We start from the raw sequence: 26,441 nt of genomic DNA, 5'->3' as shown, positions 1-26,441 counted from the left end.
GGGGGTCGAGGTTCCGCTCACGACGTGACTCCCAGCTTTCGGTAGCGGCCGAGTCTGGACCGCGTCCTGCTGGCAGCGTCGACGGTCGACAGCGCGTGTAATTCTCGGACAATGGCATCGGCGATGCGACCGGAAAATGCGGCCGGCTCGTCGGCGGCGTCGGGGAGTTCGGGGACGATCGCGTCGACGATGCCGTCGCGCAGCAGGTCGACCGAGCGGATGCCTTGCGCCTCGGCCATATCCGGCGCGTGAGCGGTGTCCCGGTGCACGATGGCACTGGCACCCTCGGGCGGAAGCGGTGCGAGCCAGGCATTCTGGGCACACAGCACGCGATCGGCTGGCAGCAGTGCGAGCGCTCCTCCGCCGGTGCCCTGGCCGAGCAGCACCGACACCGTCGGGGTATCGATGGTCACCAGGTCGGAGATCGAGCGCGCGATCTCGGGTGCCAGACCGCCCTCCTCGGCTTCTTTGGACAGCGCAGCGCCGAAGGTGTCGATCACCAGCACCAGCGGGATGCGAAGTTCCTCGGCCAGGCGCATGCCGCGTCGTGCCTCTCGCAATGCTGCCGGACCCATGGTGGCGGTGGCGGTGCTGCTGCTTCGGTCGTTGCCGAACAGGACACAGGAGATCCCTCGGATTCGGCACAGCGACAACAGAATCGACGTGTCGGCCTCGCCCTGACCGGTGCCGCTGAGTGGAACGTGCTCGCTGGCAGCGTGTTCGATGAGTTGCCGAATTCCGGGGCGATCCGCGCGACGCGACGACTGCACCGAATGCCACGCCGACTGCTCCGGTATCTCGGTCGACTCATCGACCGTGAGATCGGGCCACACGGTGGCGTCGACTATCACTCGAAGCGCGCGAACCAGCAAGTGGCGCAGTTGATCGACCGGCACCACACCGTCGATCACGCCGTGCTGGTAGAGGTTCTCGGCGGTCTGGACGCCCTCGGGAAATGGCTTGTCGTACAACGCCTGATAGACGCGTGGTCCGAGGAACCCGATGAGGGCTCCGGGTTCGGCGACCGTGACGTGAGCGAGCGATCCCCAGGATGCGAACACGCCGCCGGTGGTCGGATTGCGGAGGTACACCAGGTACGGCAGGTGCGCCGCCTTGTGCGCTGTGACGGCCGAGGCGATCTTGACCATCTGCACGAAGGCCAACGTTCCCTCCTGCATACGCGTGCCGCCGGAGGTGGGGGAGGCGATCAGCGGCAGCTTCTCGGCCGTGGCGCGTTCGATCGCGGAGGTGATGCGCTCGGCCGCGGCAACGCCGATCGATCCGGCGAGAAAGGCGAACTCGCAGGCGATGATCACCACGCGTCGACCCTCGATGGTGCCCTCGCCCGTCAGCACCGACTCGTCGACGCCGCTCTTCTCCCGAGCCTTGGTCAGGTCCCTCAGATAGGACTCCCCAGGATTGACGTCCACCGGCGTGGCGTCCCAGGACACGAACGATCCGCCGTCGAGAACGGAATCGAGAATCTCGGCGGCGGACGTCCGTGGGTTCATGGAAGAACCCTAGCGAGCAAACGCTTCCTTCCACGAGACGGTCTTGCCGATCCGAAGAATGGAACGCTGGTAGATCTTCGCCGCGCCCATGGCCAGGATTGCTGTGGTGATGACCATCAGGACTGCCGAGCCGACGATCTGCACTGGCGAGGTGACCCCGGCCGCGATACGCAGCGGCATCATGATCGCGGAGAACGGAGGAATCCAGCTCAGAGTGTTGGCGAGGGTGCTCTCCGGATCACTGACGGAATAGAAGGCCGCGAAGAACATCGCCATGATCAGGATGAGTAGCGGCATGGTGGTCGAGTTGACGTCCTCCTGCCGCGAGACCATCGAGCCGCCCGCCGCGTAGAGCACCGCGAAGAAGGCAAAGCCCAAGATGAACCAGGCCAACGTGGCAGCGAAGACACTGACGGCGGCACCGGTGACGGTGAGGACGCCTGTGCCCAATCCTGCACCCACACCGGCTATTCCGTACAAGGCAAGCTGCAGGATGCCGACCGCGCCGATACCGAGGATCTTTCCCCAGAGCAACTGCAGGGGGCGGACGGTGGAGAGCAGCAGTTCGACCACGCGAGACGACTTTTCTTCGACGACGCCCATCGCGACGTACATGCCGAAGCCGATGATCTGGGCGTAGAGCAGGAACACTGCGGACAACGCCAGAGCTGTCCTCTGGCCGGCCTCGGGATCCGGCGGATCGATAGCGTCGACGGTGACTCTTGCGGCACTTGTCGCTACCCCGAGCTCGTTCTGATCGACACCCTGTTGCGCCAGTGCGAGATTGGTTGCCTGCGTTGCAACACTGCCTTCGACGACGGCGCGCAACGTGCCGGTCAGGTCGGACTCGGTGACGGCGGTGTAAGCACCGTCGGTTCCGTCCGGAACCAACGCCACGTCGAGATCTCCCGATTCGACGCCGCTGCGTGCGGCCGCCGCGTCGGCGATCTCGCGCACCTCGACCGGAGACCCGACGGCGTCGCCGGTCGCTTCCACGACGGCCGCTATGGACTGGTCTCCGGCGATGCCGACGACGTCACGCTCTTCGTCACCGCTGCCGGAGAAGATCGAGAACGCGATGATGCCGCCGACGATGACGGCCAGGATGATCACGTTGCTGATGACGAAGCTCTTCTTCATCACCTGAACGGTGAACTCGCGCTTGGCTATCAAGGACACTGCGCTGAAGGAGTTCAGTTGGGAGCTCATGCCACTACCGCCTCTCGGAACAGGTCGCTCAGGGAAGGTTTCTGGATGGAGAATTCGTGTACCGGACCGGTTGCCAGTGCGGCCCGCAGGATCTCCTGATCGTCGGCCCCGGGTGCCAAGCCCAGGACGGTGACGCCGTCACTGTGGCCGAGCGTGCTCACCCCGGCGATGCCCGACGCCCATCCGGGGGCAGCGTTCGGTGCATGGACGCGTAGTTGCGCATCTCCCGAACCGCGTAGCTCGTCGACCGTCCCGACGGCCTTCATCGAGCCGGCGGCGATGATGCCGACGCGGTCGCACAGGCGTTGCACCAGATCGAGCTGGTGGCTCGAGAACACCACCGGCACTCCGGCAGCGGCCTTTTCGCGCAGTACCTCGCTCATCACGTCGACGGCAATCGGGTCGAGTCCGGAGAACGGCTCGTCCAGAACCAGAACTGCGGGGTCGTGCACCAGCGCGGCCGCCAACTGCACGCGCTGCTGGTTGCCCAGGCTCAGTGCGTCGACGGTGTCGTTGACGCGCTGATCGATACCGAGACGTTCGGTCCAGCGGATCACGGCTGCCTTCGCGTCCTTGGACGACAGGCCGTGCAGCTCGGCCATGTACGCAAGTTGCGGACCGACTTTCATCTTGGGGTAGAGGCCGCGCTCCTCGGGCATGTAGCCGATGGTGCGACGGACGTCGAGGTCGACGGGCTTGCCGCCCAACAGAACCTGGCCGGAATCTGCCGACAGGACTCCCAGCGCGATGCGCATCGTGGTGGTCTTGCCCGCGCCGTTGCTGCCGACGAAGCCGAACAGCTCGCCCGGGCGGACGTCGAAGCTGAGGTTGTCGAGGGCGATCTTGTCGCCGTACCTCTTGGAGACGGAGTCGATCGTGAGGGTGCTCATGGTGCCCTTTCGGTCTCTGTTTCGGGATCGAAATCTTCGGTGTCTTCGAGTTCGGGGTCGGGAGTGATCCAGGCGAGAATGACTGCGGGTGCGCACCCGCCGGCCAGCAGCGCAGCGAGAGTCCACAAACCTCCGGCGTAAGCGAGGTTCTCGTTGTCGTACGCTCCCGACAGCACGATCAGGACCAGGATTGCCACCATCACCAGCGCCTGGCTGACCGTGAGGCCGATCGAGCGTGCTTCGTTGCGCTGCTGCACTTCCCATTCGTCGAGTGCGCCCACCGGTGCATCGCTGTGGCGACGGGACACTGTTTGCAGCATCGTCCACGTGACGAGAAACAGCACGGTGGCCGGGATCCATGCGATCGGTGCCCACCTGGAGAACAGTGACCAAACCGCAATCACCAACAGGGTGAGCAAGGACGCCATCAGCAAGACTGCGAGTATGCGTCGACGTTTCTGCGTGCGCCAATTCGGAAGCCAGTGACGGGTTTTCGCGTCGTTCTCCATGAAGCGCCGCGTGCGATGCGCCTGGTAGCGGGTGAGGATGTCGGAGCTGGGCGTGTTCATCGATCCTTCTCCCTTCGGAAGAGTTCGGCCGAGAGTGGTCCGAGTTCGGTGCGCGAGAACACTGCTTCGATCGGCAGATCGAAGACGTCGCAGATGCGCATCGCGAGGTCGAGGCTCGGGTAGTGGTCGCCTCGTTCGAGGGCGCCCACTGTCTGGGGATTCACTTCGACGAGTTCGGCCAGTTGCGCGCGGCTCATCTTTCGTTCTGCCCGCAGAACACCCACCCTGTTGAAGATCGGGAGCGCGGTACCGCGCTTGACTGGGCTCATGACAATGAAGTGTTGTATAAACCCAACGATCTGTCAACGGGTAATAACGGATTGCTTGAGCCGGCTACGTTTCCTGTTGCTCCCGGGCGTCGGCGACGATGGCGCGCATGGTCGTCAGAAACTCGTCGATCGTCGCCCGCTGCTCGGGTGTGAAGCGTGCGAGTTCGTCGACGGCCCGACCGATGACGGGGCCGAAGAAGCTCGTGCCGAGTTCGGCTGCATGTGCGGTGACACGTAGCAGGACTCTCCGGCGATCGGCTGGGTCGGATTCACGTGATACCAACTTGCGCTTGGCTATTCGATCGACCAGGGCGGTGACCGACGCGGATTCCAGGCCCAGCTGTCCGCCGAGCCAGCCGGGTGTGGCGCGCGTCCCGGCTCGGTCCGCATCCAGTAGGCAGATCAGCGCGCGGATGTCTGTCGGGTGAAGTGAGTGCTTCTGGGCGAAGTCTGCGCCGAGGAGATCGAGCTCGACGGTCAGTGCTCGCAGCTGATGCACGGCGGCGACAGGTTCGGTCATGTGCTGATCCCTCGGGAGATGCTGGACGAGAAGTCTCTCCATTGTCTATTATCTCGACCATCGAGAGAATAGAGGGTTGCAGTGACGCTGGAAAAATTCTTCTCCGCCTACGACCGAGTGCTGCAGCAGTGGCCGGCTGATACCCAGGCCATCGACGTGAATACGGTGCACGGCACCACACGAATCAACGCCTGCGGACCCGTCGACGGCCCGGCTCTGGTCCTGTTGCCCGGGGCCGGTGCGACGTCGACCGTGTGGTTCGCCAACGTTGCGGCGCTCTCGCAGCGATATCGGGTGTACGCGGTCGACCTCATGGGCGACGTCGGGCGCAGCGTTCCAGGCAAACAGTCCATCGACTCGGTGGACGAGCTGCTGAATTGGTTGACGGCGGTGCTGGATGAGCTCGATCAGCCCACCGCGGCGCTCTGCGGACATTCCTACGGCGCAATGATCGCTCTGGCCTACGCCCTGCGCAACGAAAGCCGCGTCGACGCGCTCACCTTGCTCGATCCCAACGCCTGCTTCGGCTCCATGAGTCCGCGGTACCTGCTGCATGCCCTGCCGATCCTGCTCGCTCCCAACGCGAAACGGCAGCGGCGCTTCGTAGCGTGGGAGACCGATGGCCTGGCTTTGGATTCCGACTGGCTCGACGTGCTCGCGCTCGGTGCCGCACATTTCCCGACGGCGAAGACCATCGTTCCGAAGCGGCCGAAGCCTGCTGCGTTCGAGAACTTCGATGTGCACACCACCGTGGTCCTGGCCGGGAAGGGGAAGGTGCACAACGCCGCTGGCATCGAAGCGGCTGTGCATGCCGTTCTGCCGAGTGCGAGGACGGTGATACTCGAGAACGCCACGCACCACGGGCTGCCGATGAATCCCGCCGCCGAGGTGAACGAAATTCTGCTTAGTTGAGATGAATCGGGTGCAGCTGACCGCGCTGACCGCGGTCAGCTGCACCCGATTTCGACCCCGCGACTACAGTTCCGACAGCTGTCCGTCGGCCATGGTCCAGTGGCGAGTGCTGCGGACCGTGTCGAGCATTCTGCGGTCGTGGGTCACCAGCAGCAGTGTGCCCTCGAAGTTCTCCATCGCGCGTTCGAGTTGTTCGATGGCAGGTAGGTCGAGGTGGTTGGTCGGCTCGTCGAGCACCAGCAGATTGACTCCGCGGGCCTGCAGCAGTGCGAGTGCCGCTCGGGTTCGTTCACCGGGCGAGAGGGAGGATGCAGGCCGCAGTGCATCGTCGCCGCGTAGACCGAACTTGGCCAGCAGGGTGCGGACTTCGGCGTCCGGCCACTCAGGGACTGCGGCACTGAGGGCGTCGGACACTGTGCCCTCGCCGACGAAATATGCTCGCGCCTGGTCGATTTCACCGACGGCGACTCCGGAACCGAGAGAGGCCGTGCCCTCGTCCGGGCTGAGCCTGCCCAGCAGAACCGACAGCAACGTCGTCTTGCCGGAGCCGTTTGGCCCCGTGATCAGAATTCGATCGCCCCAGTCGATCTGCGTCGTCACCGGGCCGAACGTGAACCCGGATCGCCGTACGAGAGCACCGTCCAACACCGAGACGACGGTGCCGCTACGGGGAGCCGCGGCGATCTCCATCCGCAGTTCCCACTCCTTGCGGGGCTCTTCCACCACCTCGAGGCGCTCGATGCGGCGCTGTGTCTGACGGGCTTTCGCGGCCTGCTTCTCGGTCGATTCGGCGCGCGTCTTGCGGGCGATCTTGTCGTTGTCGGTGGCCTTGCGTCGCGCATTACGTACCCCCGACTCCATCCAGTTCCGCTGCATCTGCGCCCGAGACTCCAACGCGGACTTGGTGTCTGCGAACTCGTCGTACTTCTCCCTGGCATGCTGGCGCGCGATTTCCCGCTCCGCCAGATACGACTGATAGCTGCCGTCGTACACATCGATGCGCCGCTGCGCCCGATCGAGCTCGACGACACCCGTCACCGTCCGCGCCAGAAACTCACGATCGTGACTGACGACGACGATCGCCGCCCGCGTGGCGACGACGAACTGCTCCAGTTGCTCGAGGCCTGCCAGGTCGAGATCGTTGGTGGGCTCGTCGAGCAGCAGGATGTCGTAGCGAGCGAGCAGAATCGCGGCGAGCCCGGCTCGGGCGGCCTGACCGCCCGACAGATCCGTCATCAGTGCCGATCCGTCGACCTCGAGACCGAGATCCGCGAGCACCTTCGCCGTTCGCTCCGCCAGATCGGCGCCGCCGAGGGCGAGCCATCGCTCCAGCGCCGGGGTGTAGAGGTCCTCGTCACTCGAACCGAGAGCCTCGGCGGCGGCGTTCATCGTGGACTCTGCCGCCGTGACCCCGGTGCGCCGACCGAGGAAATCCAGCACGGTCTCCCCGGCGATCCGCTCGGGCTCCTGAGCCAGATAGCCGACGGTCGCGTCGGGCGGACTGGTGTAGATCTCACCCTCGTGATCAGCCGTGCCGACCCCCGCGAGCAGCGTCAACAAGGTTGATTTACCTGCACCGTTGGCCCCGACGAGCCCGATCACATCACCCTCGGCCACCGTCAGATCGAGGCCGGAGAACAGGGTTCGATCGCCGTGAAATGCGGCGAGATCATCGATACGAAGCGTGGCAGTCACCGAACAAGTATCTCCGGCGGGATGGGAACAGATTCACCGTGCCGCCCGTTGCCATTCGTATGACGTATTCAGCCGAGACCAGTACTGTCCCGACCATCGTGCTCAACGACGGCACGTCCATTCCCCAGCTGGGGTTCGGTGTGTGGCAGGTGCCCGACGACGGTGCCCAGGCCGCAGTGACCGAGGCATTGAAGGTCGGCTACCGCAGCATCGACACCGCCAAGGTGTACGAGAACGAAACCGGCACCGGCCGGGCCATCGCAGAATCCGGCATCGCCCGTGACGAGCTGTTCGTGACCACCAAGCTGTGGAACGACGACCAGGGCTACGACTCCACCTTGAAGGCATTCGACGCCAGCATGGATCGCCTCGGGCTCGAGTACCTCGACCTGTACCTCATTCACTGGCAGCAGCTCGACCGCGACAAGTACATCGACACCTTCAAGGCGTTCCAGAAGCTCAAGGCAGACGGCCGCATCGGTTCCATCGGTGTCTCGAACTTCACCATCCCCACCCTGGAGAAGCTGATCGACGCCGTCGGCGAGACGCCGTCGGTCAACCAGATCGAGCTGCATCCGCGGCTGATCCAGGAAGAGCTGCGCGCGTTCCACACCTCGAAGGGCATCGCCACCGAGGCCTGGAGCCCACTGGGATCGGGCACCATCCTCGACGAGCCGGTGTTCGCGAAGATCGCCGACGCACACGGTGTCACCCCGGCCCAGGTCATCCTGCGCTGGCACATCCAGCTCGGCAACGTGGTGATCCCCAAGTCGGTGACCCCGAAGCGCATCGCCAGCAACTTCGACGTGTTCGGCTTCGAGCTCAGCAACGACGAAATTCAGCAGATCAACGCGCTGGACTCCGCAGACGGCCGCACCGGCCCGGACCCGGACAAGTTCAGCAGCTGATGTGAGCGGAACTTCGTAGCGGGCTACGAAGTCCGGAGTAGAGCCTGCGGAACGACCACAGGCACAGCGCTCACATATGGGGCCTAGTCTGTACCCATGTCCGATTCGCTCGACGGCAAGACCGTTGCCCTCACCGCCGAGCGGCGTGCAGACGAATTGGCCACCATGCTCGAACGCCGCGGCGCGAACATCGTTCACGCCGCGGCGATTCACGTTCTGCCTCTGATCGACGATTCCGAGTTGAAGTCCGCCACCGAGGGCATCGTCGAACGACCGCCGCAGATCGTGGTGATCAGCACCGGTATCGGTTTTCGGGGCTGGCTCGACGCGGCTGCCGACTGGGGTATTCGTGATGATCTCGTTGCCGCGCTGGGTCGTTCGCGAATCATTGCCCGAGGGCCCAAGGCGCGCGGTGCAATTCGCGGTGCGGGGCTGCGGGACGAGTGGTCCCCGGCCACCGAGGCCTCCCAGGAAGTGTCCGATCATCTCGAGGCCGAAGGTGTTGCCGGGGTGGACATCGCGGTTCAGCTGCACGGGGTGATCACCGAGTGGGAACCGACGATTCATCTCAACGACGCACTGAGCGAACTCGGGGCACACGTGCGGCCGGTTCCGGTGTATCGGTGGATCCGCCCCGTGGATCAGGCTCCGCTGATCGACCTGTTGGGGCAGATCATCGACCGTCGCGTGGATGCGGTCACGTTCACCAGCGCGCCCGCGGTGGCATCTCTGCTGTCGACCGCAAAGGACAACGGCCTGCTCGACGCCTTCCTCGACGCACTTCGCGGCCCTGTCGCCGCGATCTGCGTCGGGCCGGTGACGTCGGCGCCGTTGGATGCGTTGGGCGTTCCGACCTCCATGCCGAGCCGGGCGCGATTGGGTGCGCTCGCGAAGTTCGTCGCCGAGCAGCTCGGCTAATCCAGAGTCTCGAGCAGTTCCGTCACCGCGGCTCGCCCGGCTCGGTTCGCCCCGATCGTGCTGGCGGACGGCCCGTATCCCAGCAGGTGGACGCGATGGTTCGCGGCCACGCGGGTGGTGAGCCGGCCGTCCATGACGATTCCGCCGCCGTGCCCGCGCAGGCGCAGCGGAGCGAGGTGATCGAGGGCGCTGCGAAAGCCGGTGGCCCACAGAATCACATCGGCGTGCTGACTCGACCCGTCCTCCCACACCACCGAATCTTTCGTGATGGACGAGAACATCGGCTTCCGGTCGAGGGCGCCGCGGTGCTGAGCAGCAGCCAACGACGGCGTCAGCAGCAGTCCGGTCACCGAGACCACCGAACCGGGCGGCAGGCCCGCCCGCACCCGCTCCTCGACCATTGCGACGGCCTTGCGTCCGGCATCGTGATCGAACTCGCTGTCTCGGAACACCGGTGGTCGACGCGTCACCCAGGTCGTGGACGTGACCTGCGAAACCTCGTCGAGCAGTTGGACGGCCGAGATGCCGCCGCCCACCACGACGACGTGCTTGCCCGCGAACTCGTCGGCAGTCCGGTAATCCTTGGTGTGCAGTTGCCTGCCAGCGAACGTCTCGGCTCCGTCGTAGTGCGGAACGAACGGCTTCTCCCACGTCCCGGTCGCATTGATCAGTCCCTCGGCCATGACGACGGTCTCGCCGGCCTCGACCCGGAACAAGGGTTCGCGGTCGCACACGACGGTCACCGTGACGGGGCGTCGAACATGCAGTTCGAAGCGTTCCTCGTACTCGCGGTAGTAGCGGGGGACGGCATCGGCTGCCGCGACGCTCTCGGCGGGCTCGTCTCCGAGCGTGTCCGCAAAGGCCATACCGGGCAGGTCGTGCACCCCGTTGACAGCGCTCAACGTCAGCGAGGGCCAGCAGAACTGCCATGCGCCGCCCGGGCCGGGGGAGCGGTCCAGCATCACGAACCCCTCACCGGCGGTCAGGCCCGCGCGATGCAGGTGATAGCCGGCCGAGAGTCCGGCCTGGCCGGCGCCGATGACGGCGACCCGAGTGTCGATCATGGAGACCAGTAGATCAGGCCCCGCACTGTCAATTCCCGTACCGGTCGGTAACCTCTGCTCTCGTGATCGGACTCTCTCGTGACGGCGACGTCGTCACCATCGAACTGCAGCGCCCGGATCGACGGAACGCGTTGAACTCCGAGCTGTGCCTTGCGGTGCATCGCGGCGTCGAACAGGCCGAGCGTGACGGCGCGCGGGTCGTGGTCATCACCGGCCAGGGAACCAGCTTCTGCGCGGGCGCGGATCTGACCGGCGATGCGTTTCCCGAGCATTTCGGTCAGATCCTCGAGGAGATGCTGACGGCAATCGAACGTGTCTCGATTCCGGTCGTGGCTGCGATCAACGGCCCAGCCGTGGGGGCAGGCACCCAGTTGGCGATCGCCTGCGATCTGCGGGTCGTTGCGCCGGGCAGCTTCTTCGAGATTCCGTCGACGAGGCTCGGTATCGCGGTGAGCAACTGGACCATCCGGCGCTTGGCCGCGCTCGCCGGCGGCGGCGTCGCACGCACGATTCTGATCGGCGGGGAACGGGTGCACGCCGATCAGGCGCATGCGTGCGGGCTGGCCAACAAACTCGGCGACGTCGACGCGGCGACGCAATGGGCGCAGGCGATCACCGAGCTCGCTCCGTTGGCGCTGCGTCACCTCAAGCTCGTCTTCAACGACGATGGAGCACATGATGTTCCGACGCCGGAGCAGACCGCAGCATTCGAGGCCGCGTGGAGCAGTGAGGACATGAAGGAAGCGCGCCGCGCACGGGCAGAGAAGCGCACGCCGAAGTTCGTGGGCAGGTGATCGACGGCGGGGGTCTTTTCGGTAGGAAGAGACAACCCGCGCGTGTCGTTTACGAACCATTGGGACTTCGAAAGTCGTTCTGTCCCTTATGAGTCGATGCGTCGCATCGTTGTTCGGATCGACCCCGTTCGTTCATCTTCGGTTCGCCTGACCCGCTTGTTCCACCCATAGTTTTTCGCTGCTCGCATCGAGTGATGGACACGACGAAAGACTGAGGAACATGAAGCTGACTCGATTCGCGGCAACGTCCGCATTGGTCATTGCAGCGATGACGACCGCCATGGGAACTGCCTACGCCGATCCGGCTCCGGCGCTCGCCGCTCCGGTCGGTTGGAACGTCACCCAGGCCGGCAACCAGGTCATCGTCGACACGTCGGCGGGCACCCTGAGCAACGAAGACAACCACCTCGTCGTCCGCGACGCCAACGGTGCGCTGGTCGATTCCGTGCCACTGGCCATCGCCGTCGACGGATACTCGCACCCTGTCGCCGCCGTCATCGACGGAAACCACGCCACCTTGACCGCCGATGCCTCGCCTGCCGCGGCAACCCCGGTCTCCGCCTCTCTTCCGGGTCTGCAGCAGGTCGACCTGCCCGCCGCAGTCTCCGGCGTCAAGGACAACATCAGCCTCTCCGCATCGGTCGGCGGATTCCTCGGAGCCGCAACCGGTCTGGTCACCGGCTGCTTTCTCGGAGCCATCGCTGCCGGTACCGTCTCCGCACCTGCACTGCTGCTCTTCGGTGCCGCACCGGTGGCCGGATGCGTCGGCGGCGCACTGCTTCTGGGCTCTGGTGCATCGCTCGCCGGTACCGCCATCGGCGGTCTCGGTGCCATCGCAGGCAACGCAGGGCAGTTCATCCAGCTCCTCAACGCTCCCCCCGCCGTCAAGAAGTAATTCTCTTACAGCAGTGCTGTGGCCCGCATCGGATTCCGGTGCGGGCCACGGTCGTCGGCACGTTCCGAGTTGCTAGCGAGCCAGCGCGAGATCTCCCACGTGTGCACGTCGAGCGGCCGTCACGAGTTCGACGATGGCCTCGGCCACCTCGTGGGCTCGTTCCAGAATCACCATGTGCCCGGCCTGCGCGACGCGTACCAGGCGAGCGTCGGGCAGATGTGCGGCAAGGGTTTCCGAGTGTCGCATGGGTGTCATCATGTCGTCGGAGCCGCAGAGGACGAGGGTGGGAATCGAGGCGAGAGCGGCCAGGCCGGCCACCTCGTCGAGCCCTCGGAACGCCCCGAGGAAGCCGGCCATCGTCACGATGGACGTCTCACCCAGCATCGCCGTCGCCAGCGTCACCACCCTCGGACTGACTCTTCGGGATCCGCATCCCGCTGTCCTGACGATGGGTGCACAGACGCCGCGACTGAGTCTCTTGGCACCCGACATCAGCCGAGGGGCCCGTCGAACAGCGGCCTGGAATACCGACACCGCGGGATGCGCGAGGCAACTGCCGAGTCCGTCGTCGGTGATCCCGCCCGCCGACGTCGCGATCAAACCGACTCCGATCAGGCGCGTGCCGATGGCCTCCGGGTTCTGGCGGGCGTAGGACAGCGCCGTCATTCCCCCCATCGAATGGCCGACGACGACGAACGGTCCCGACGGAACCACTGCGCGGATCACGTCGGCCAGGTCCTCGCCGAGTCGGTCGATGGTGCAACTCTCCGACGCGGCCGGACTCGATTCGCCGTGCCCGCGGTGGTCGTACATCACGATCCGCACGTCGTCTCCCCAGGTGTGCTCGACCTGTCGACGCAGGTCGGTCCACGACTGCATCCGCAGGCAGTGTCCGTGCACGAACACCGCGGTCAGCGGCGCATTCGGATGCCCGAACTCGCGAACCGCCAGCGCGGTGCCGTCGCCGGCAGCGACGGTGCTGCGGCGACCGACCTGATGGGTCTGCTCGCTGATGATCATGGGGCGCTCCGCGGGTGTGAGTGTCACGTGCTGCGACGACGGTGTTGCCCGGTACTTCGCTTCCTCGACACGCCGTGTTACCTGAATCACAATTTTCTGTCGGTGTGGTACCCGCTCGGACCAAGCCGGGTGGGAATCGGCACCGAAGTACTGGTGAGCGTTCAGGAGAGGACGCGCGTTGCCAGTGAGGAGATCGGCCATGGGTTTCGGCATGGACAGGCTCGAGGATGTTGTGCCCCGCGCCGTAGCGGGAGATCGACTCGCCCTCGAACAGGTGCTGGTGCTGATCCAGCCACCGGTTCGCCGATACTGCTCCGCCCGGATCGGAAATCTCGACGTCGCCGCGGACGATGTGGTGCAGGAGGTCTGCCTCGCACTGGTCACCGCCATTCCCAAGTACCGCGACATGGGCAAGCCCTTCATGGCATTCGTGTACGGGATCGCCGCGCACAAGCTGGCCGACGCCGGTCGCAAATCGGTTCTGCGGCAGTCGTTCTCGATCGACGAGATGCCCGAGGAGCAATCCACCGATGCCGGGCCGGAACAGCTCGCGCTCGGCGACGAACTGCGTAGCCACACCCAGGCATTGATGGACACCCTGCCGACGAAGTACCGCAAGATCATTCTGATGCGAGTCGTGTGGGGCATGACGGCACCACAAACCGGTGAAGCACTCGGAATGACGGCCGGAGCCGTGCGAGTGGCCCAGCATCGGGCGATGAACATGCTTCGCGCCGAGCTGTCGAACTTCTCGCTGCTGGCGGCGCGCGCAGTCGCCTGACGTTCCCGCCGCGACGCGTATCGCGCCGGATGTCCGAATCGTCGGAGTGAGTAACAGTAGCTACATCTTTCCAAGACACCCCGGCAACGTGGCGGTTCTACGTTGTTGACCCATGACCGCCGTACAGCCAGCGCCGACAGACACCGCGCTCAAAGAGACGCTCGAGGACTACACGCTGCGCTTTGCGCCGCGTAGCTACCGAAAATGGGGAACCGGTGTTGTCGCGACGTCCGCACTCGGCGGAATCGCGTACCTCGCGGACTTCGCCATCGGTGCCAACATCGGAATCTCGTACGGAACCGGCAACGCACTCTGGGGAATCCTGGTGTTCGCCGTCGTGATCTTCCTGACCGGGCTCCCACTCGCCTACTATGCCGCCCGCTACAACATCGATCTCGATTTGATCACGCGCGGAAGCGGATTCGGCTACTACGGGTCGGTGGTCACCAACGTCATCTTTGCGACGTTCACGTTCATCTTCTTCGCGCTCGAAGGTTCGATCATGGCGCAGGGACTCGAACTCGGCTTGGGCATCCCGTTGCCCATCGGGTACGCGGTGTCCACGATCATGGTGATTCCTCTGGTCATCTACGGCATGAAAGCCCTTGCCAAGCTCCAGGTCTGGACCACCCCGCTGTGGCTGGTGCTGATGGTGCTCCCGTTCGTATATCTGGTGATCAGCAATCCTGATTCGGTCGGGGAGTTCCTCGCCTACGGCGGTCAGGACGGTGCCGACGGTAAGGGCGTCAACATCGGATCGGTGATGCTCGCGGCGGGCGTGTGTCTGTCGTTGATCGCGCAGATCGCCGAGCAGATCGACTACCTGCGGTTCATGCCGCCCAAGACTCCCGAGAACTCCCGACGCTGGTGGACTGCAGTGCTTCTCGCGGGACCGGGCTGGGTCATCTTCGGTGCACTCAAGCAGGTCGTCGGTCTCTTCCTTGCCGTGTACCTGATCGCCAACGTCGTCGACGGTTCGACCATCGCCAACGAGCCTGTGCACCAGTTCCTGGAAATCTACGAGAACTTCATGCCGGGCTGGCTCGCGATGACCCTCGCGGTGATCCTGGTCGTCATCAGCCAGATCAAGATCAACGTCACCAACGCATACTCCGGGTCGCTGGCGTGGACCAACTCCTACACCCGCCTCACCAAGACGTATCCCGGACGCATGGTGTTCGTGCTGTTCAACCTTGCCATCGCACTTATCCTGATGGAAGCCAACATGTTCGACTTCCTCAACAGCATCCTCGGCTTCTACGCCAACTGCGGTATCGCGTGGATTGCCGTGGTGGCGTCGACATCGTATTCAACAAGTACATCCTGAAGCTCTCGCCCAAGGTGCCCGAGTTCCGACGCGGCATGCTCTACAACATCAATCCGGTCGGCTTCGGGTCGATGGCGGCGTCGGCGATCCTGTCGATCCTCGTCTTCTTCGGGGCATTCGGATCTGCGATCAAACCGTATTCGCCCATCGTGGCTCTCGTTCTCGCACTGGTTCTTCCGCCCATTCTGGCGGTGGCAACCAAGGGCAGGTACTACCTGCGACGCACGGACGACGGTATCGATCTGCCGATGTTCGACGAGCACGGCAACCCGTCCGACGCGCTCGTGATGTGCCACGTCAGCGGCATGGAATTCGAGCGACCCGACATGATCGCGTCCAACGTGCCCGGGCCGAACGGAGAGAAGCAGTACATCAGTTCACTCTCGCTCAGCACCGACAAGACGGGGGAGCACATCCTGCCTCCGCAGTAAGTGCGGCTGCGCCGCAGTGGTGTGATTATGTGCCGCCCAGGGCACATAATCACACCACTGCCGCAGGCACTCAGATGGTCCGCGTCAACCGATCCGCCAGCAATCGGGAGAACTTCGCCGGGTCCTTGAGCTCGGTGCCCTCGGCGAGAAGTGCCGTCGCATAGAGCAATTCGGCGGTCTCGGCGAGGTGCGGATCGTCACTGCGATCCTCGCGGGCCTTCTTCAGTCCCGTCACCAGATCGTGGGTCGGGTTGAGTTCGAGGATGCGCTTGGAGGTCGGAACGAACTGTCCCGACGCCTTGTACATCTTCTCTAGCTGCGGGGAGAAGCTGAACTCGTCGCCGACGACGCAAGCCGGTGACGTCGTCAGACGCGTCGACAGGCGCACCTCCTTGACGTCCTCACCGAGTGTCTCGGTCAGCCACGTGAGTAGGTCCGCGAACTCCTTGTCCTGCTCCTCGCGCTTGGCCTCGGACTCCTTCTTCTCCTCTTCGGTGTCGAGGTCCACCTCGCCCTTGGCGATGGACTGGAACGACTTTCCGTCGAAGTCGGTCACGTTGCCGACCCACACCTCGTCGACGGAATCGGTGAGGAGAAGCACCTCGAGGCCGCGGGCCTTGAAGGCCTCCATGTGCGGCGAGCTCTCGATCTGCTGACGGGATTCGCCCGTCATGTAGTAGATCTGCTGCTGGCCGTCCTTCATCCGGTCCACGTACTCGGCGAGGGTGGTCACGCCCTCCTCGGAGTTGGTGGACGCGAACGACGCGATGCCCAAGAGGGTTTCGCGGTTGTCGCTGTCGGAGATCAGGCCCTCCTTGAGGACCGTTCCGAACTGCGACCACAGCGTCTTGTACTTGTCGGGCTGCTCGCTCTGCAGTTCCTTGACCGTGGAGAGCACCTTCTTGGTGAGGCGTCGACGGATCGCGCGGATCTGTCGGTCCTGCTGCAGGATCTCACGAGAGACGTTGAGCGAGAGGTCCGCTGCGTCGACGACACCCTTGACGAAACGCAGGTACTCGGGCAGCAGTTCCTGCGAGTCGTCCATGATGAACACGCGCTTGACGTACAGGTGCACGCCCGCCTTGCTCTCGCGCATGAACAGGTCGAACGGTGCCTGCGACGGAATGAACAGCAGCGCTTGGTATTCGAACGTTCCCTCGGCCTTGAACGGGATGACCTCGAGCGGCTCGTCCCAGGCGTGGCTGACGTGCTTGTAGAACTCCTTGTACTCCTCCTCGGACACCTCGTCCTTGGAGCGGGTCCACAGCGCCTTCTGCGAGTTGATCGTCTCCGTCTCGATCGTGACGGTGTCCTCGCCGCCTTCCTCTTCACTCTCGACGCGCTTCTCGACGTCGATGCGAATGGGCCAGGCGATGAAGTCGGAGTACTTCTTGACCAGTTCCTTGATCTTGCGCTCGGACGCGTAGTCGTGGAGGTGGTCCTCTTCGTCGGCGGGCTTGAGTGCCAGCGTCACCGACGAGCCCTGCGGGGCGTCGTCGACGTCGGTGATCTCGTAGGTGCCCTCGCCGGTGGACTCCCAGCGGGTAGCCGTGCTCTCGCCGGCCTTGCGGGTGAGCAGCGTGACCTTCTCGGCCACCATGAACGTGGAGTAGAAGCCGATGCCGAACTGGCCGATCAGCTCCTCGGAAGCAGCTGCATCCTTGGCTTCCTTGAGCTTCTTGCGGACCTCGGCGGTGCCGGACTTGGCGAGCGTGCCGATGAGGTCGATGACCTCCGAACGCGACATGCCGATGCCGTTGTCGCGGATGGTCAGCGTGCGGGCTGCGGCGTCGATGTCGATCTCGATGTGCAGATCCGAGACGTCGACGTCCAGGTCCTTGTTGCGGTACGACTCCAGGCGCAGCTTGTCCAACGCGTCCGAGGAGTTGGAGATCAGTTCACGGAGAAAGCTGTCCTTGTTGGAGTAGATGGAGTGCACCATCAGATCCAGGAGCTGACGCGTCTCCGCCTGGAATTCGAGCTGTTCGGTACTCAATGTCTCCCCTTCTAGCAGCAAAACCGACGCGAATATTCTACGGCAAGGCTACGGGTGAGCTGCGAAGACGTCGACGCCGCCTACTCTGGGGCCCGTGACGAAGACGAAGTTCGTACTGGGAGCCACCGCAATGCTGAGCGGTGCATGGTTGGCGCGTGCGACGTGGGGCCTGCCGTCGGCGATCGGTGCCAGACGTGTGCACATCACTCCCTACGCGGCCGGGTCGCCGCGCTATCGCGATCGCCGATTCCACAACTCCGACCCGAGTTCGAGTTACGTGCCGGGTCGCGGCGAGAAGGGACAGCAGAACATGTTCGTCTCGCTCGTCACCGAACGAGGCAAGGGCAAGCCGCAACGGCCGATTCCGCTGGCCCCGCCGATCGCTCCGGTGGATGCGGGTGAGCTCGCGGTCACCTGGTACGGACATTCGAGTGTGCTCGTGGAGGTCGACGGCTATCGCGTCCTCGCCGATCCCGTGTGGAGCAATCGCGTCTCGCCGTCCTCGGTGGTGGGGCCCGCGCGCCTGCATCCGACGCCGGTCGAGCTGACCGATCTGCCGCAGGTCGACGCCATCGTCATCTCCCACGACCACTACGACCACCTGGACAAGGCGACGGTGCAGAAGCTGGCCGCCGCGCAGTCGGCCCCGTTCGTCGTGCCGCTCGGCATCGGTGCTCACCTGCGCAAGTGGCGGGTGCCCGAGGACCGCATCATCGAACTGGACTGGGACGAGCAGACGAACATCGGGGGCCTCACCGTCACGTGCACCGAGGCTCGGCACTTCTCCGGCCGCGGTCTGACCCGGGACTCGACGCAGTGGGCGTCCTGGGCGTTCGCCGGTCCGGTTCGACGCGTCTTCTTCGGCGGCGACACCGGCTACACACCGAAGTTCGCCGAGATCGGCAGAAACTACGGACCCTTCGATCTGACGCTGCTGCCCGTCGGGGCCTACGACGTGCGGTGGCCGGACATCCACATGAATCCCGAGGAAGCGGTCACGGCGCACATCGATCTGACGGCGTCGGGCATCTTCGTCCCGATTCACTGGGCGACGTTCAACCTCGCTTTCCACCCCTGGTCCGAGCCGATAGTGCGACTGCACGCCGCCGCCCAGGACGTCGGAGTTCAGGTGGCGGTGCCGATGCCGGGGCAACGAATAGACGGCACACGAACGCTGCACGACGATCGTTGGTGGGCTCGGCTGGGCTGATCGGACCGGGTTTAAGCTGCACGCATGTCTATCGAGGCCGATGCGCAGCGTGACACCGGGCTGACCGAGGCGGACGTCGCCAGGCTCAGGGCCGAGGGTAAGTCGAACGACGTTCCGGCCCGAGCTTCTCGGTCGGTTCGCGACATCGTCCGCGGCAACGTGTTCACCCGGATCAACGCCATTCTCGGTGTGTTGTTGATCATCGTGCTCTCCACGGGGTCGGTGATCGACGGCATGTTCGGGCTGTTGATCGTCGCGAACAGTGGCATCGGCATCGTGCAGGAGATTCGCGCGAAGCGCACATTGGATCGGTTGGCCATCGTCGGGCAGAACAAGCCCCAGGTGCGACGCGACGGCACCTCGAAGCAGATCCCGCCCGACGAGGTCGTGCTCGGCGACATCGTCGAACTCGGACCAGGGGATCAGATCGTCGTCGACGGTGAGGTGATCGAGACCGAGAGCCTCGAGATCGACGAGTCGTTGCTCACCGGCGAGGCCGACACGGTGCACAAACTTCAGGCGGCGCAGGTGCTTTCGGGCAGTTTCGTCGTTTCGGGCAGTGGTGCGTATCGCGCGACGAAGGTGGGGCGCGACGCCTACGCAGCCAAGCTCGCCGAGGAGGCCAGCAAGTTCACGCTGGTCAAGTCCGAACTGCGCAGCGGTATCGACAAGATCCTCAAATTCATCACGTACCTGATGATTCCGGCCGGTGCGCTGATCATCTACAACCAATTGTTCTCCAGCGGGCAGGCTTTGGGTCCTGCGCTCAACGGCATGGTCGCCGCGCTCGTTCCGATGGTCCCCGAGGGCCTGGTGCTGATGACGTCGATCGCGTTCGCGGTGGGCGTGGTCCGGCTCGGTCAACGGCAGTGCCTGGTGCAGGAGCTGCCTGCGATCGAAGGCCTCGCCCGGGTCGACGTGGTGTGTGCGGACAAGACCGGCACCCTCACCGAGAACGGCATGCGGCTGTCCGAGTTGGTGCTGATCGACAGCCGCGATTCCGATTCGGTCACACAGGCTCTCGCGTCCCTGGCCCACGACGACCCGCGGCCGAACGCCAGTGTGCAGGCCGTCGGCGAGGCATATCCGGACGCGCCCGGGTGGACGCAGACGGCGGTGGCCCCGTTCTCCTCGGCCAAGAAGTGGAGCGGACTGTCCTACGGCGAGCACGGGCACTGGCTGCTCGGTGCCCCGGACGTGCTGCTCGACGCCTCCTCCGACATCGCTCGTCGCGCCGAAGAGGCCGGCTCGCGTGGCCTACGGGTGTTGCTTCTCGCCAGCTCCGACGCTGCCGTCGACGACGCGAACGCGCCCGGTGTCGTCACCCCGCGTGCACTGGTGATTCTCGAGCAGAAGGTGCGCGAGGATGCCCGAGAGACGCTGGAGTACTTTGCAAGCCAGCACGTCGAGGTCAAGGTCATCTCCGGCGACAATGCCGTCTCGGTCGGCGCAGTTGCCGGTTCACTCGGCCTACCCGGCGGCGACGCCCCGATCGATGCGCGTGATCTGCCCGAGGACTCCGAGAAGCTGGCCGACGCTCTGGCACACTCCACCACGTTCGGCCGCGTCCGGCCCGATCAGAAGCGGGCGATGGTGGGCGCGTTGCAGTCTCGCGGTCACACGGTCGCGATGACCGGCGACGGCGTCAACGACGTGCTCGCGCTCAAGGACGCCGATATCGGCGTCTCGATGGGCTCGGGAAGTGCGGCTACGCGAGCCGTCGCGCAGATCGTGTTGTTGGACAACAAGTTCGCCACGCTGCCCTACGTCGTGGGGGAGGGGCGACGCGTCATCGGCAACATCGAACGTGTCTCCAATCTGTTCCTCACCAAGACGGTGTACTCGGTACTGCTGGCGTTCCTCATCGGGCTCTCGGGCGTGGCATCGCAGATCTTCCACTTCGAGCCGATTCCTTATCCGTTCCTGCCACGGCACGTGACGATCGCGGCGTGGTTCACCATCGGCATCCCCGCGTTCGTTCTCTCGCTCGCGCCCAACAACGAGCGGGCGCGCAGTGGATTCGTCTCGCGGGTGATGCGGCTGGCCGTCCCGTCCGGTCTGATCGTCGGCTCGTGCACGTTCGTCTCCTACCTGCTGGTCTACGCCGGCCCGAACGCCACCGAGACCCAGGTGACGCAGGCCAGTACCACCGCGTTGATCACCCTGATCATGATCGCGCTGTGGGTGTTGGCCGTCGTCGCGCGACCCTACAACTGGTGGAAGATCCTGCTGCTCGGTGGGTCGGTCGGTGGCTACCTGCTGCTGTTCGCGATCCCGTTCTGCCGCACCTTCTTCAAGCTCGATCCGTCCAACGTCGGAGCCACCAGCAGTGCATTGATCATCGGCGGTATCGGCATCGCGCTCGTCGAGGTTGCCCATCGATTCGGATCGGCTCTACGCAACAGACAGTACAAAACGTAAGCTGCCAGGTGTTCGATCACTCTAGCGACAGGAGAGAGTCATGGGCTTCGCAGACAATTTGAAGGGCATGGTCGACAAGGGCAAGGACCTTGCGGCCGAGAACTCGGACAAGATCGACGACGTCGTGGAGAAGGCGGGGGACTTCATCGACAGCAAGACCGACGGCAAGTACTCCGACAAGGTCGACAAGGTTCAGGACGCAGTCAAGAAGGCAATTCCGGACAAGTAGGACCTTCCGGTCTCCTCGCGTCGATGATCGTGGCCGTCGGTCGTACCCCAGGGTGCGGCTGACGGCACAATCGTCGGGGTGGACGGACCGATTCTTCTTCTCGTAGTCATCTTCGCGATCTCGGTCGCTGGTTTCGCCAGGCGCATCGATCTGCAGGTCCCGCTCGTCCTGGTCACCGTAGGATCCATCGCCTCGTTCGTTCCCGGAGTGCCGCACGTCAGCCTGTCGCCGCAGCTGATCCTCGGCGTGGTGCTCCCGCCGCTGCTGTACTCCGCCGCGTTGGATTTCTCGTTCGTCAGTTTCCGGCGCAATCTCGGCCAGATTCTCCGACTCGGTCTGATCATGGTGATCGTGACGACGCTCGCCGTCGGCTGGTTCGCCAATCTGTTGATCCCAGAGCTCACTCGCGGCGCGGCCCTGGTGCTCGGTGCCGTCGTCGCCCCGCCCGACGCGGTGTCCGCGATCGCCGTCGGCCGCAAGCTCGGTCTGCCCGCGCGGATGATGGCCATCCTCACCGGCGAGTCCCTGGTGAACGACGCGGCCGCGCTGACTCTGTTCACCCTGGCCGTCGCGTCGGTGACGGGCAGTCGGATCGAATTGGGCTCACCGGTGCTGTTCTTTCTGTACGAGATCGTGGGCGGCGTGCTGGTGGGGTTGGTCCTGGCTCGCATCGTGCGCTTCGTCCGCAATCGCATCGCGGACTCGGCGCTGGAAACCGTGCTCGGTCTGGTGCTGCCGTTCACGGCCTATCTGGCGGCCGAGGAGCTGCATGCCTCCGGTGTGCTGGCCGTCGTCACCGCCGGTTTCGTGTTGGGCCGCGTCACCGCCGACGTCTCGGTCTCCACTCGGGTTCAGGAACGGCAGGTGTGGCCGACGCTGGATCTTCTGCTCGAAGCATTCGTGTTCGCCTACATGGGTTTACAGCTGAAGTTCGTCATCGAGGAGGTGCAGCGTGAGGGGCTGCCGGTCCACCACGTGTTCGCCTATGCCCTGCTGGTTCTCGTGGTCGTCATGGCCGTTCGGCCGGCGTGGATCTTCGTCAATTCCGGTCGAAACGTGTTGTTTCGCAAGCTGTTCCGGCGATCATCGCCGGGCGAGGCGGGTCTGACGTGGCAGCAGAACCTGGTACTCTCGTGGGCGGGTATGCGTGGGGTGGTCACGCTCGCTGCGGCGGCCGGTGTACCGCTGACCACGGTGCTCGGCGACGAATTCCCCGGGCGCGCAGTGATTCAGGCCGTGGCCTTCGTCGTCGCCGTCGGTACGTTGCTGCTGCAGGGTCTGACGCTTCCACTGTTGATCCGCCGCCTCGACGTCGCCGATCCACTCGAGCAGCAGCGCAACGACAATCAGCGGCTGCTCTCGCAGGCCATTGCCCGTACGGCGGCAGAGGACTACCTCCAGCGCGCGGCGAAGGAGGGAATTGCCGGAGTGGACAGCGAGCGCGTCGACGAGGTGATCGAGCGCGTCCGACGCTCGGTGCGCGCTCGGTTGGATGCCGACGAGACCGAGGATCGCGAGAAGCGGATCGCGGCGGCCGGGGCGTTGTTCGATTCGCTGCGGCACAACGTCCTGGTCGCGCAGCGGGCGGCGCTCATCGCGGCCCGCGACTCGGGGGAGTTGGAGGACGAAGCTCTGCGGGCAGTGTTGAATGGCTTGGACGTGGAAGAAATTGCGGCGCAGGCTCGCATCGCACGACGTACACCGTAGGAGCGCAGAGACAGTGAGGTCGACCGGACTGGTGGCCGCCGCGGCACTGGTGTTCGCCCTTGCCGCATGCAGCACTCCCACCGCCGAACCCGACGCCCCCGCCCCTGCTCCAGTCGCGGCACCCGAAGGCCTCGAACGCGGTGAGATCGTCTCGTCGACGCTGCTCGGGCAAGTCGACATCGGTGTCGCCTACCTCGGCGGGACCGCCACGAAAATCGTCTACCGCACCACCGACGGAGTCACCGGGGGCGGCACCGAGGCCTCGGGAACGGTGTTCGTGCCCAAGGGGTCTGCGCCGCCGGGAGGCTGGCCGATCGTCTCCGTCGGGCACGGAACCACCGGTGTCACCGACGAGTGTGCGCCCTCGCTGTACCCGAACCTGTTGGGCACCATCGGCCTGGTGACCCCGTTCCTCGAACGCGGGACTGTGGTCGTGGTGACGGACTACCAGGGACTCGGGACACCGGGAGATCCCGCCTACCTCGACCGGGACGCCGCAGCGTACGACGTCATCGACGCAGTGCGCGCGGCCCGCAACGTGGTTCCCGACGTCGGCACCAGGTGGGGCGCAGTGGGTACCTCCCAAGGCGGACAAGCGGTCTGGGCCGCTGCTGAGCGCAGCGGCGACTACGGCGACGGTCTGCAACTGGTCGGTGCCGCGGCGCTCTCGCCCACGGCCGATCTGACGCGATTCTTCGCACCCGAGACCGAGCAGACCGTGTCGCGTCAACTGATGGTGCCGTATCTCTACGCGGGTCTGCGCGCCGTGGATCCGAGTGCCGAACGCTCGGACTACATCCGCGGCACGTTCGCCGACAACGTGACCGCACTGACCGCCTGCAGTGACCTGCTCGGTTTCTCCAAGGCCGACGCCGGGGCCGTCCTCGATCCGGCGGATGCCCTCCCGGGCACCGAGGAGGCATCGGATCGGATGACGCAGTGGCTCGAATCGGTTGCGGTACCGACTTCTCGCACCGAAGTACCGCTGTTCGTCCTGGTCGGCGAACGCGACGATCTCATCGACCCCCAGTGGACCAGGGACGCGGTGGCCGAGGCCTGCGCGCTGGGCGACGACGTCGAGTTTCGCTCCGAACCGGAGCAGGGCCATGCCGAACTGGCCGCCAACGGCATCGGAGTCGACTGGCTCGTCGAACGCTTCCTGAACGTGCCCACCTCGACCACGTGCGCGCGATGACCGCGGCACTGGCGTCGTTGGCGGTGATCGTGGCCGTGATTGTCTCGGTCATCGCGGTGATCAGCCTGCGCGGTCGACGGGACCTCACCACACCTGCCGAGCGGGCCGTCCACGCCACCCTGCACACCGCCTCGCTGGCGGCCAAGCCGTTGCGCGACGGTCTCGACACTCGGTCGGCCGCCGCCGCCGCGCCGCATCTGCGGGTGCTGACCGGTGCGGACGCACTGGGCATCTGCGATCCCGACGGTTCACTGCTGGCCTGGGACGGCCCCTGGGACGAGTTGACACCGGCCTTCGTCGAGGCGGCGAAACGGGCGGTGGACGGGCAGCGGCGCGTGCTGGTGCGTCTGCCGCTCGGTTCGATCCACGAGGTCCGAGCGCTGGTGGTGCAGCCGTTGGTCGTCGACGAGTCTCCGGTGGTCGGGGTGTTGGGGGCAGCCGTCGTCGCCGAGCCCGGACCGGGCATGCTCGGGGCCATCGCGGAGGTCGCGCGCTACGCCTGCGGCCAGATCGAGCTCGCCGAACTCGACGCCTCCCGGGCGCGGTTGGACCGCGCCGAGGTGCGGGCGCTGCGCGCACAGATCAGCCCGCACTTCATCTACAACGCACTCGGCACGATCGCGTCGTTCGTGCGCACCGACCCGGATCGGGCGCGGGAGCTGGTGCTCGAGTTCGCCGACTTCACCCGTTACTCGTTCCGCAACGCAGGCGAGTTCACGGTGCTCGCGGACGAGCTACGCAACATCGATCGGTACCTGACGCTCGAACGCGCCCGCTTCGGTGATTCCCTGCAGGTCACGTTGCAGGTTGCGCCCGAGGTGTTGGGCGTCGCGCTGCCGTTTCTCGCGCTGCAGCCGCTCGTCGAGAACGCCGTCCGGCACGGCCTGTCCGGGAAGGCCGACGGCGGCCGCGTGACGATCATCGCCGCCGACGAGGGCACCGACGCGGTGATCAGTATCGAGGACGACGGTGTGGGGATGGATCCCGATGTGTTGCGCTCGGGAAGCCTGCACACCGAGGACGCAGCCCATGTCGGATTGGCGAACGTGGACGATCGGCTGCGGGCAGCCTTCGGAAACGATTACGGTCTCGTAGTGGACACCGCACCGGGCGCAGGCACCAAAGTGAGCATGCGTGTGCCCAAATTCAGGCCCGGTGTGCGAGCATGACGCAGCCTGGCAACGCCACCCCCGGCCGTGGGTTGATCGTCCTCGCCGTCGACGACGAGCGCCCGGCACTCGACGAACTCGCCTTTCTGCTGCGCCAGCAGGACACCGTCGCCGAGGTGTTCACAGCGCAGGACGCCACCACCGCACTGCGGCAGCTCCAACAGACCTCCGCGCAGCCAGTGGACGCGGTCTTCCTCGACATCAACATGCCCGGGCTCGACGGGCTCGAACTGGCCGGCATCCTGTCGGCGTTCGCGCGGCCACCGGCCGTCGTGTTCGTCACCGCCCACGACGACCGGGCACTGGCCGCCTTCGATCTCGGTGCCGTCGACTACCTGCTCAAGCCGTTGCGAGAGGATCGACTCACCGAGGCGCTGCGTCGAGTGCTGCTCGCGCGGCGTCGCCCCGCGGAGTCCGCGGATCCCGCGGCCGACGAGGTCATCCCCGTCGAACTCGGTGGAACCACCACCTTGGTGCACCGGTCGTCGGTCGCGTGGGTGGAGGCCGACGGCGACTACGCGAGATTGCACACCTCCAACGGCTCGCACCTGGTGCGGATCCCGATCTCGGCCCTCGAAAGCCGTTGGGCCGATGCCGGATTCCTCCGCGTGCACCGCTCCTACCTGGTCTCGCTGCGGTTGGTCACGGGGATTCGCAGCGTCGGTTCGGGTCTGGTGGTGTGTCTGCGGGCCAGCGGAAACCTCGCTGCCTGCGAACTGCCGGTGAGCCGACGGCACGCCAGAGAACTCAAGGACAGACTGGTCCGCGGTCCGCTGCAGTCGTGGTCGTCCAGGTGACAGG

23 protein-coding genes and 1 pseudogene are annotated in these 26,441 nt (G+C 65.2%); 14 read left to right on the top strand and 10 right to left on the bottom strand.

Translation table 11 applies throughout. From position 1 onward, the window contains the following. Positions 1–17 precede the first annotated feature (17 nt). From AYK61_RS10335 to AYK61_RS10310, 6 genes are all read right to left on the bottom strand, one after another. A complete protein-coding gene (locus tag AYK61_RS10335; protein ID WP_121870730.1) occupies positions 18–1,511 on the bottom strand; it encodes a carboxyl transferase domain-containing protein in 1,494 nt (497 codons plus the stop codon). Positions 1,512–1,520: 9 nt separating this feature from the next. Continuing rightward, positions 1,521–2,720, bottom strand: a complete 1,200-nt coding sequence (locus AYK61_RS10330) for an ABC transporter permease (RefSeq protein ID WP_121870729.1) — start codon at positions 2,718–2,720, stop codon at positions 1,521–1,523. Then, on the bottom strand, positions 2,717–3,610 hold the full coding sequence (locus tag AYK61_RS10325) for an ABC transporter ATP-binding protein (RefSeq protein ID WP_121870728.1): 894 nt from the start codon (positions 3,608–3,610) through the stop codon (positions 2,717–2,719). Before AYK61_RS10325 ends, AYK61_RS10330 begins: the two co-directional genes overlap by 4 nt. Next, the gene (locus AYK61_RS10320; RefSeq protein ID WP_121870727.1) at positions 3,607–4,179 is read right to left on the bottom strand and encodes a hypothetical protein; all 573 of its coding nucleotides are present in this window, start codon (positions 4,177–4,179) and stop codon (positions 3,607–3,609) included. The genes AYK61_RS10325 and AYK61_RS10320 overlap by 4 nt, the downstream gene beginning before the upstream one ends. After that, positions 4,176–4,448, bottom strand: coding sequence for a helix-turn-helix transcriptional regulator (locus AYK61_RS10315; RefSeq protein WP_032372936.1), 273 nt, complete (start codon positions 4,446–4,448; stop codon positions 4,176–4,178). Before AYK61_RS10315 ends, AYK61_RS10320 begins: the two co-directional genes overlap by 4 nt. 64 nt (positions 4,449–4,512) lie before the next feature. Then, positions 4,513–4,968, bottom strand: a complete 456-nt coding sequence (locus AYK61_RS10310) for a MarR family winged helix-turn-helix transcriptional regulator (RefSeq protein WP_121872639.1) — start codon at positions 4,966–4,968, stop codon at positions 4,513–4,515. Between the two features lie 81 nt (positions 4,969–5,049). Between AYK61_RS10310 and AYK61_RS10305 the strand changes: the two genes are divergently transcribed. Beyond that, positions 5,050–5,880, top strand: a complete 831-nt coding sequence (locus AYK61_RS10305) for an alpha/beta fold hydrolase (protein ID WP_121870726.1) — start codon at positions 5,050–5,052, stop codon at positions 5,878–5,880. Positions 5,881–5,943: 63 nt separating this feature from the next. On the opposite strand, the gene AYK61_RS10300 is transcribed toward AYK61_RS10305, so the two are convergent. Then, positions 5,944–7,575 (bottom strand): ABC-F family ATP-binding cassette domain-containing protein, encoded by a 1,632-nt coding sequence (locus AYK61_RS10300; RefSeq protein WP_121870725.1) that lies wholly within the window; start codon positions 7,573–7,575, stop codon positions 5,944–5,946. Positions 7,576–7,634: 59 nt separating this feature from the next. Here AYK61_RS10300 and AYK61_RS10295 point away from each other — a divergent pair, with 59 nt between their 5' ends. Both AYK61_RS10295 and AYK61_RS10290 read left to right on the top strand, forming a co-directional pair. Next, positions 7,635–8,483 (top strand): aldo/keto reductase, encoded by an 849-nt coding sequence (locus AYK61_RS10295; RefSeq protein WP_121872638.1) that lies wholly within the window; start codon positions 7,635–7,637, stop codon positions 8,481–8,483. Positions 8,484–8,579: 96 nt separating this feature from the next. Beyond that, complete coding sequence (locus AYK61_RS10290; protein WP_121870724.1) at positions 8,580–9,401, top strand: uroporphyrinogen-III synthase; 822 nt, start codon at positions 8,580–8,582, stop codon at positions 9,399–9,401. On the opposite strand, the gene AYK61_RS10285 is transcribed toward AYK61_RS10290, so the two are convergent. Next, on the bottom strand, positions 9,398–10,465 hold the full coding sequence (locus tag AYK61_RS10285) for an NAD(P)-binding domain-containing protein (RefSeq protein ID WP_121870723.1): 1,068 nt from the start codon (positions 10,463–10,465) through the stop codon (positions 9,398–9,400). The genes AYK61_RS10290 and AYK61_RS10285 overlap by 4 nt on opposite strands. Positions 10,466–10,527: 62 nt before the next feature. Between AYK61_RS10285 and AYK61_RS10280 the strand changes: the two genes are divergently transcribed. Both AYK61_RS10280 and AYK61_RS10275 read left to right on the top strand, forming a co-directional pair. Further along, positions 10,528–11,259: an enoyl-CoA hydratase gene (locus AYK61_RS10280; RefSeq protein WP_121870722.1), complete on the top strand. Its 732-nt coding sequence runs from the start codon at positions 10,528–10,530 to the stop codon at positions 11,257–11,259. Positions 11,260–11,479: 220 nt separating this feature from the next. Continuing rightward, positions 11,480–12,154, top strand: coding sequence for a hypothetical protein (locus AYK61_RS10275; protein WP_121870721.1), 675 nt, complete (start codon positions 11,480–11,482; stop codon positions 12,152–12,154). Positions 12,155–12,226: 72 nt separating this feature from the next. On the opposite strand, the gene AYK61_RS10270 is transcribed toward AYK61_RS10275, so the two are convergent. Then, on the bottom strand, positions 12,227–13,174 hold the full coding sequence (locus AYK61_RS10270) for an alpha/beta fold hydrolase (RefSeq protein ID WP_183130428.1): 948 nt from the start codon (positions 13,172–13,174) through the stop codon (positions 12,227–12,229). Between the two features lie 199 nt (positions 13,175–13,373). On the opposite strand from AYK61_RS10270, the gene shbA reads away from it, so the two are divergent. Together shbA and AYK61_RS10260 are read left to right on the top strand one after the other, a co-directional pair. Further along, positions 13,374–13,955, top strand: a complete 582-nt coding sequence (gene shbA / locus AYK61_RS10265; RefSeq protein ID WP_121870720.1) for an RNA polymerase sigma factor ShbA — start codon at positions 13,374–13,376, stop codon at positions 13,953–13,955. Between the two features lie 112 nt (positions 13,956–14,067). Next, positions 14,068–15,713, top strand: a pseudogene (locus AYK61_RS10260) (purine-cytosine permease family protein). A 70-nt stretch (positions 15,714–15,783) separates the two neighbouring features. Here AYK61_RS10260 and htpG read toward each other — a convergent pair. Next, positions 15,784–17,709 (bottom strand): molecular chaperone HtpG, encoded by a 1,926-nt coding sequence (gene htpG / locus AYK61_RS10255; protein WP_121870719.1) that lies wholly within the window; start codon positions 17,707–17,709, stop codon positions 15,784–15,786. A 130-nt stretch (positions 17,710–17,839) separates the two neighbouring features. On the opposite strand from htpG, the gene AYK61_RS10250 reads away from it, so the two are divergent. The 7 genes from AYK61_RS10250 to AYK61_RS10220 all read left to right on the top strand — a co-directional run bounded on the left by AYK61_RS10250 (position 17,840) and on the right by AYK61_RS10220 (position 26,437). Continuing rightward, a complete protein-coding gene (locus AYK61_RS10250; protein ID WP_121872636.1) occupies positions 17,840–18,919 on the top strand; it encodes an MBL fold metallo-hydrolase in 1,080 nt (359 codons plus the stop codon). Positions 18,920–18,943: 24 nt separating this feature from the next. Further along, the gene (locus AYK61_RS10245; RefSeq protein WP_121870718.1) at positions 18,944–21,340 is read left to right on the top strand and encodes an HAD-IC family P-type ATPase; all 2,397 of its coding nucleotides are present in this window, start codon (positions 18,944–18,946) and stop codon (positions 21,338–21,340) included. 40 nt (positions 21,341–21,380) lie between these two features. Beyond that, complete coding sequence (locus AYK61_RS10240) at positions 21,381–21,569, top strand: antitoxin (RefSeq protein WP_121870717.1); 189 nt, start codon at positions 21,381–21,383, stop codon at positions 21,567–21,569. A 78-nt stretch (positions 21,570–21,647) separates the two neighbouring features. Continuing rightward, entirely contained in the window at positions 21,648–23,276 is a 1,629-nt protein-coding gene (locus AYK61_RS10235; RefSeq protein WP_121870716.1) for a Na+/H+ antiporter, read from the top strand. Positions 23,277–23,289: 13 nt separating this feature from the next. Beyond that, positions 23,290–24,471: a lipase family protein gene (locus tag AYK61_RS10230; RefSeq protein ID WP_121870715.1), complete on the top strand. Its 1,182-nt coding sequence runs from the start codon at positions 23,290–23,292 to the stop codon at positions 24,469–24,471. Then, entirely contained in the window at positions 24,468–25,640 is a 1,173-nt protein-coding gene (locus tag AYK61_RS10225) for a sensor histidine kinase (protein WP_121872635.1), read from the top strand. The genes AYK61_RS10230 and AYK61_RS10225 overlap by 4 nt, the downstream gene beginning before the upstream one ends. Next, on the top strand, positions 25,637–26,437 hold the full coding sequence (locus AYK61_RS10220; protein WP_121870714.1) for a LytTR family DNA-binding domain-containing protein: 801 nt from the start codon (positions 25,637–25,639) through the stop codon (positions 26,435–26,437). The genes AYK61_RS10225 and AYK61_RS10220 overlap by 4 nt, the downstream gene beginning before the upstream one ends. Positions 26,438–26,441: the final 4 nt, after the last annotated feature.

This window comes from Rhodococcus sp. SBT000017, assembly GCF_003688915.1.
In the GTDB taxonomy this organism is placed as follows: Bacteria; Actinomycetota; Actinomycetes; order Mycobacteriales; family Mycobacteriaceae; genus Rhodococcoides.
Note: the sequence above shows the minus strand (reverse complement) of the source record. Positions and strands in the feature narration are given on the sequence as shown.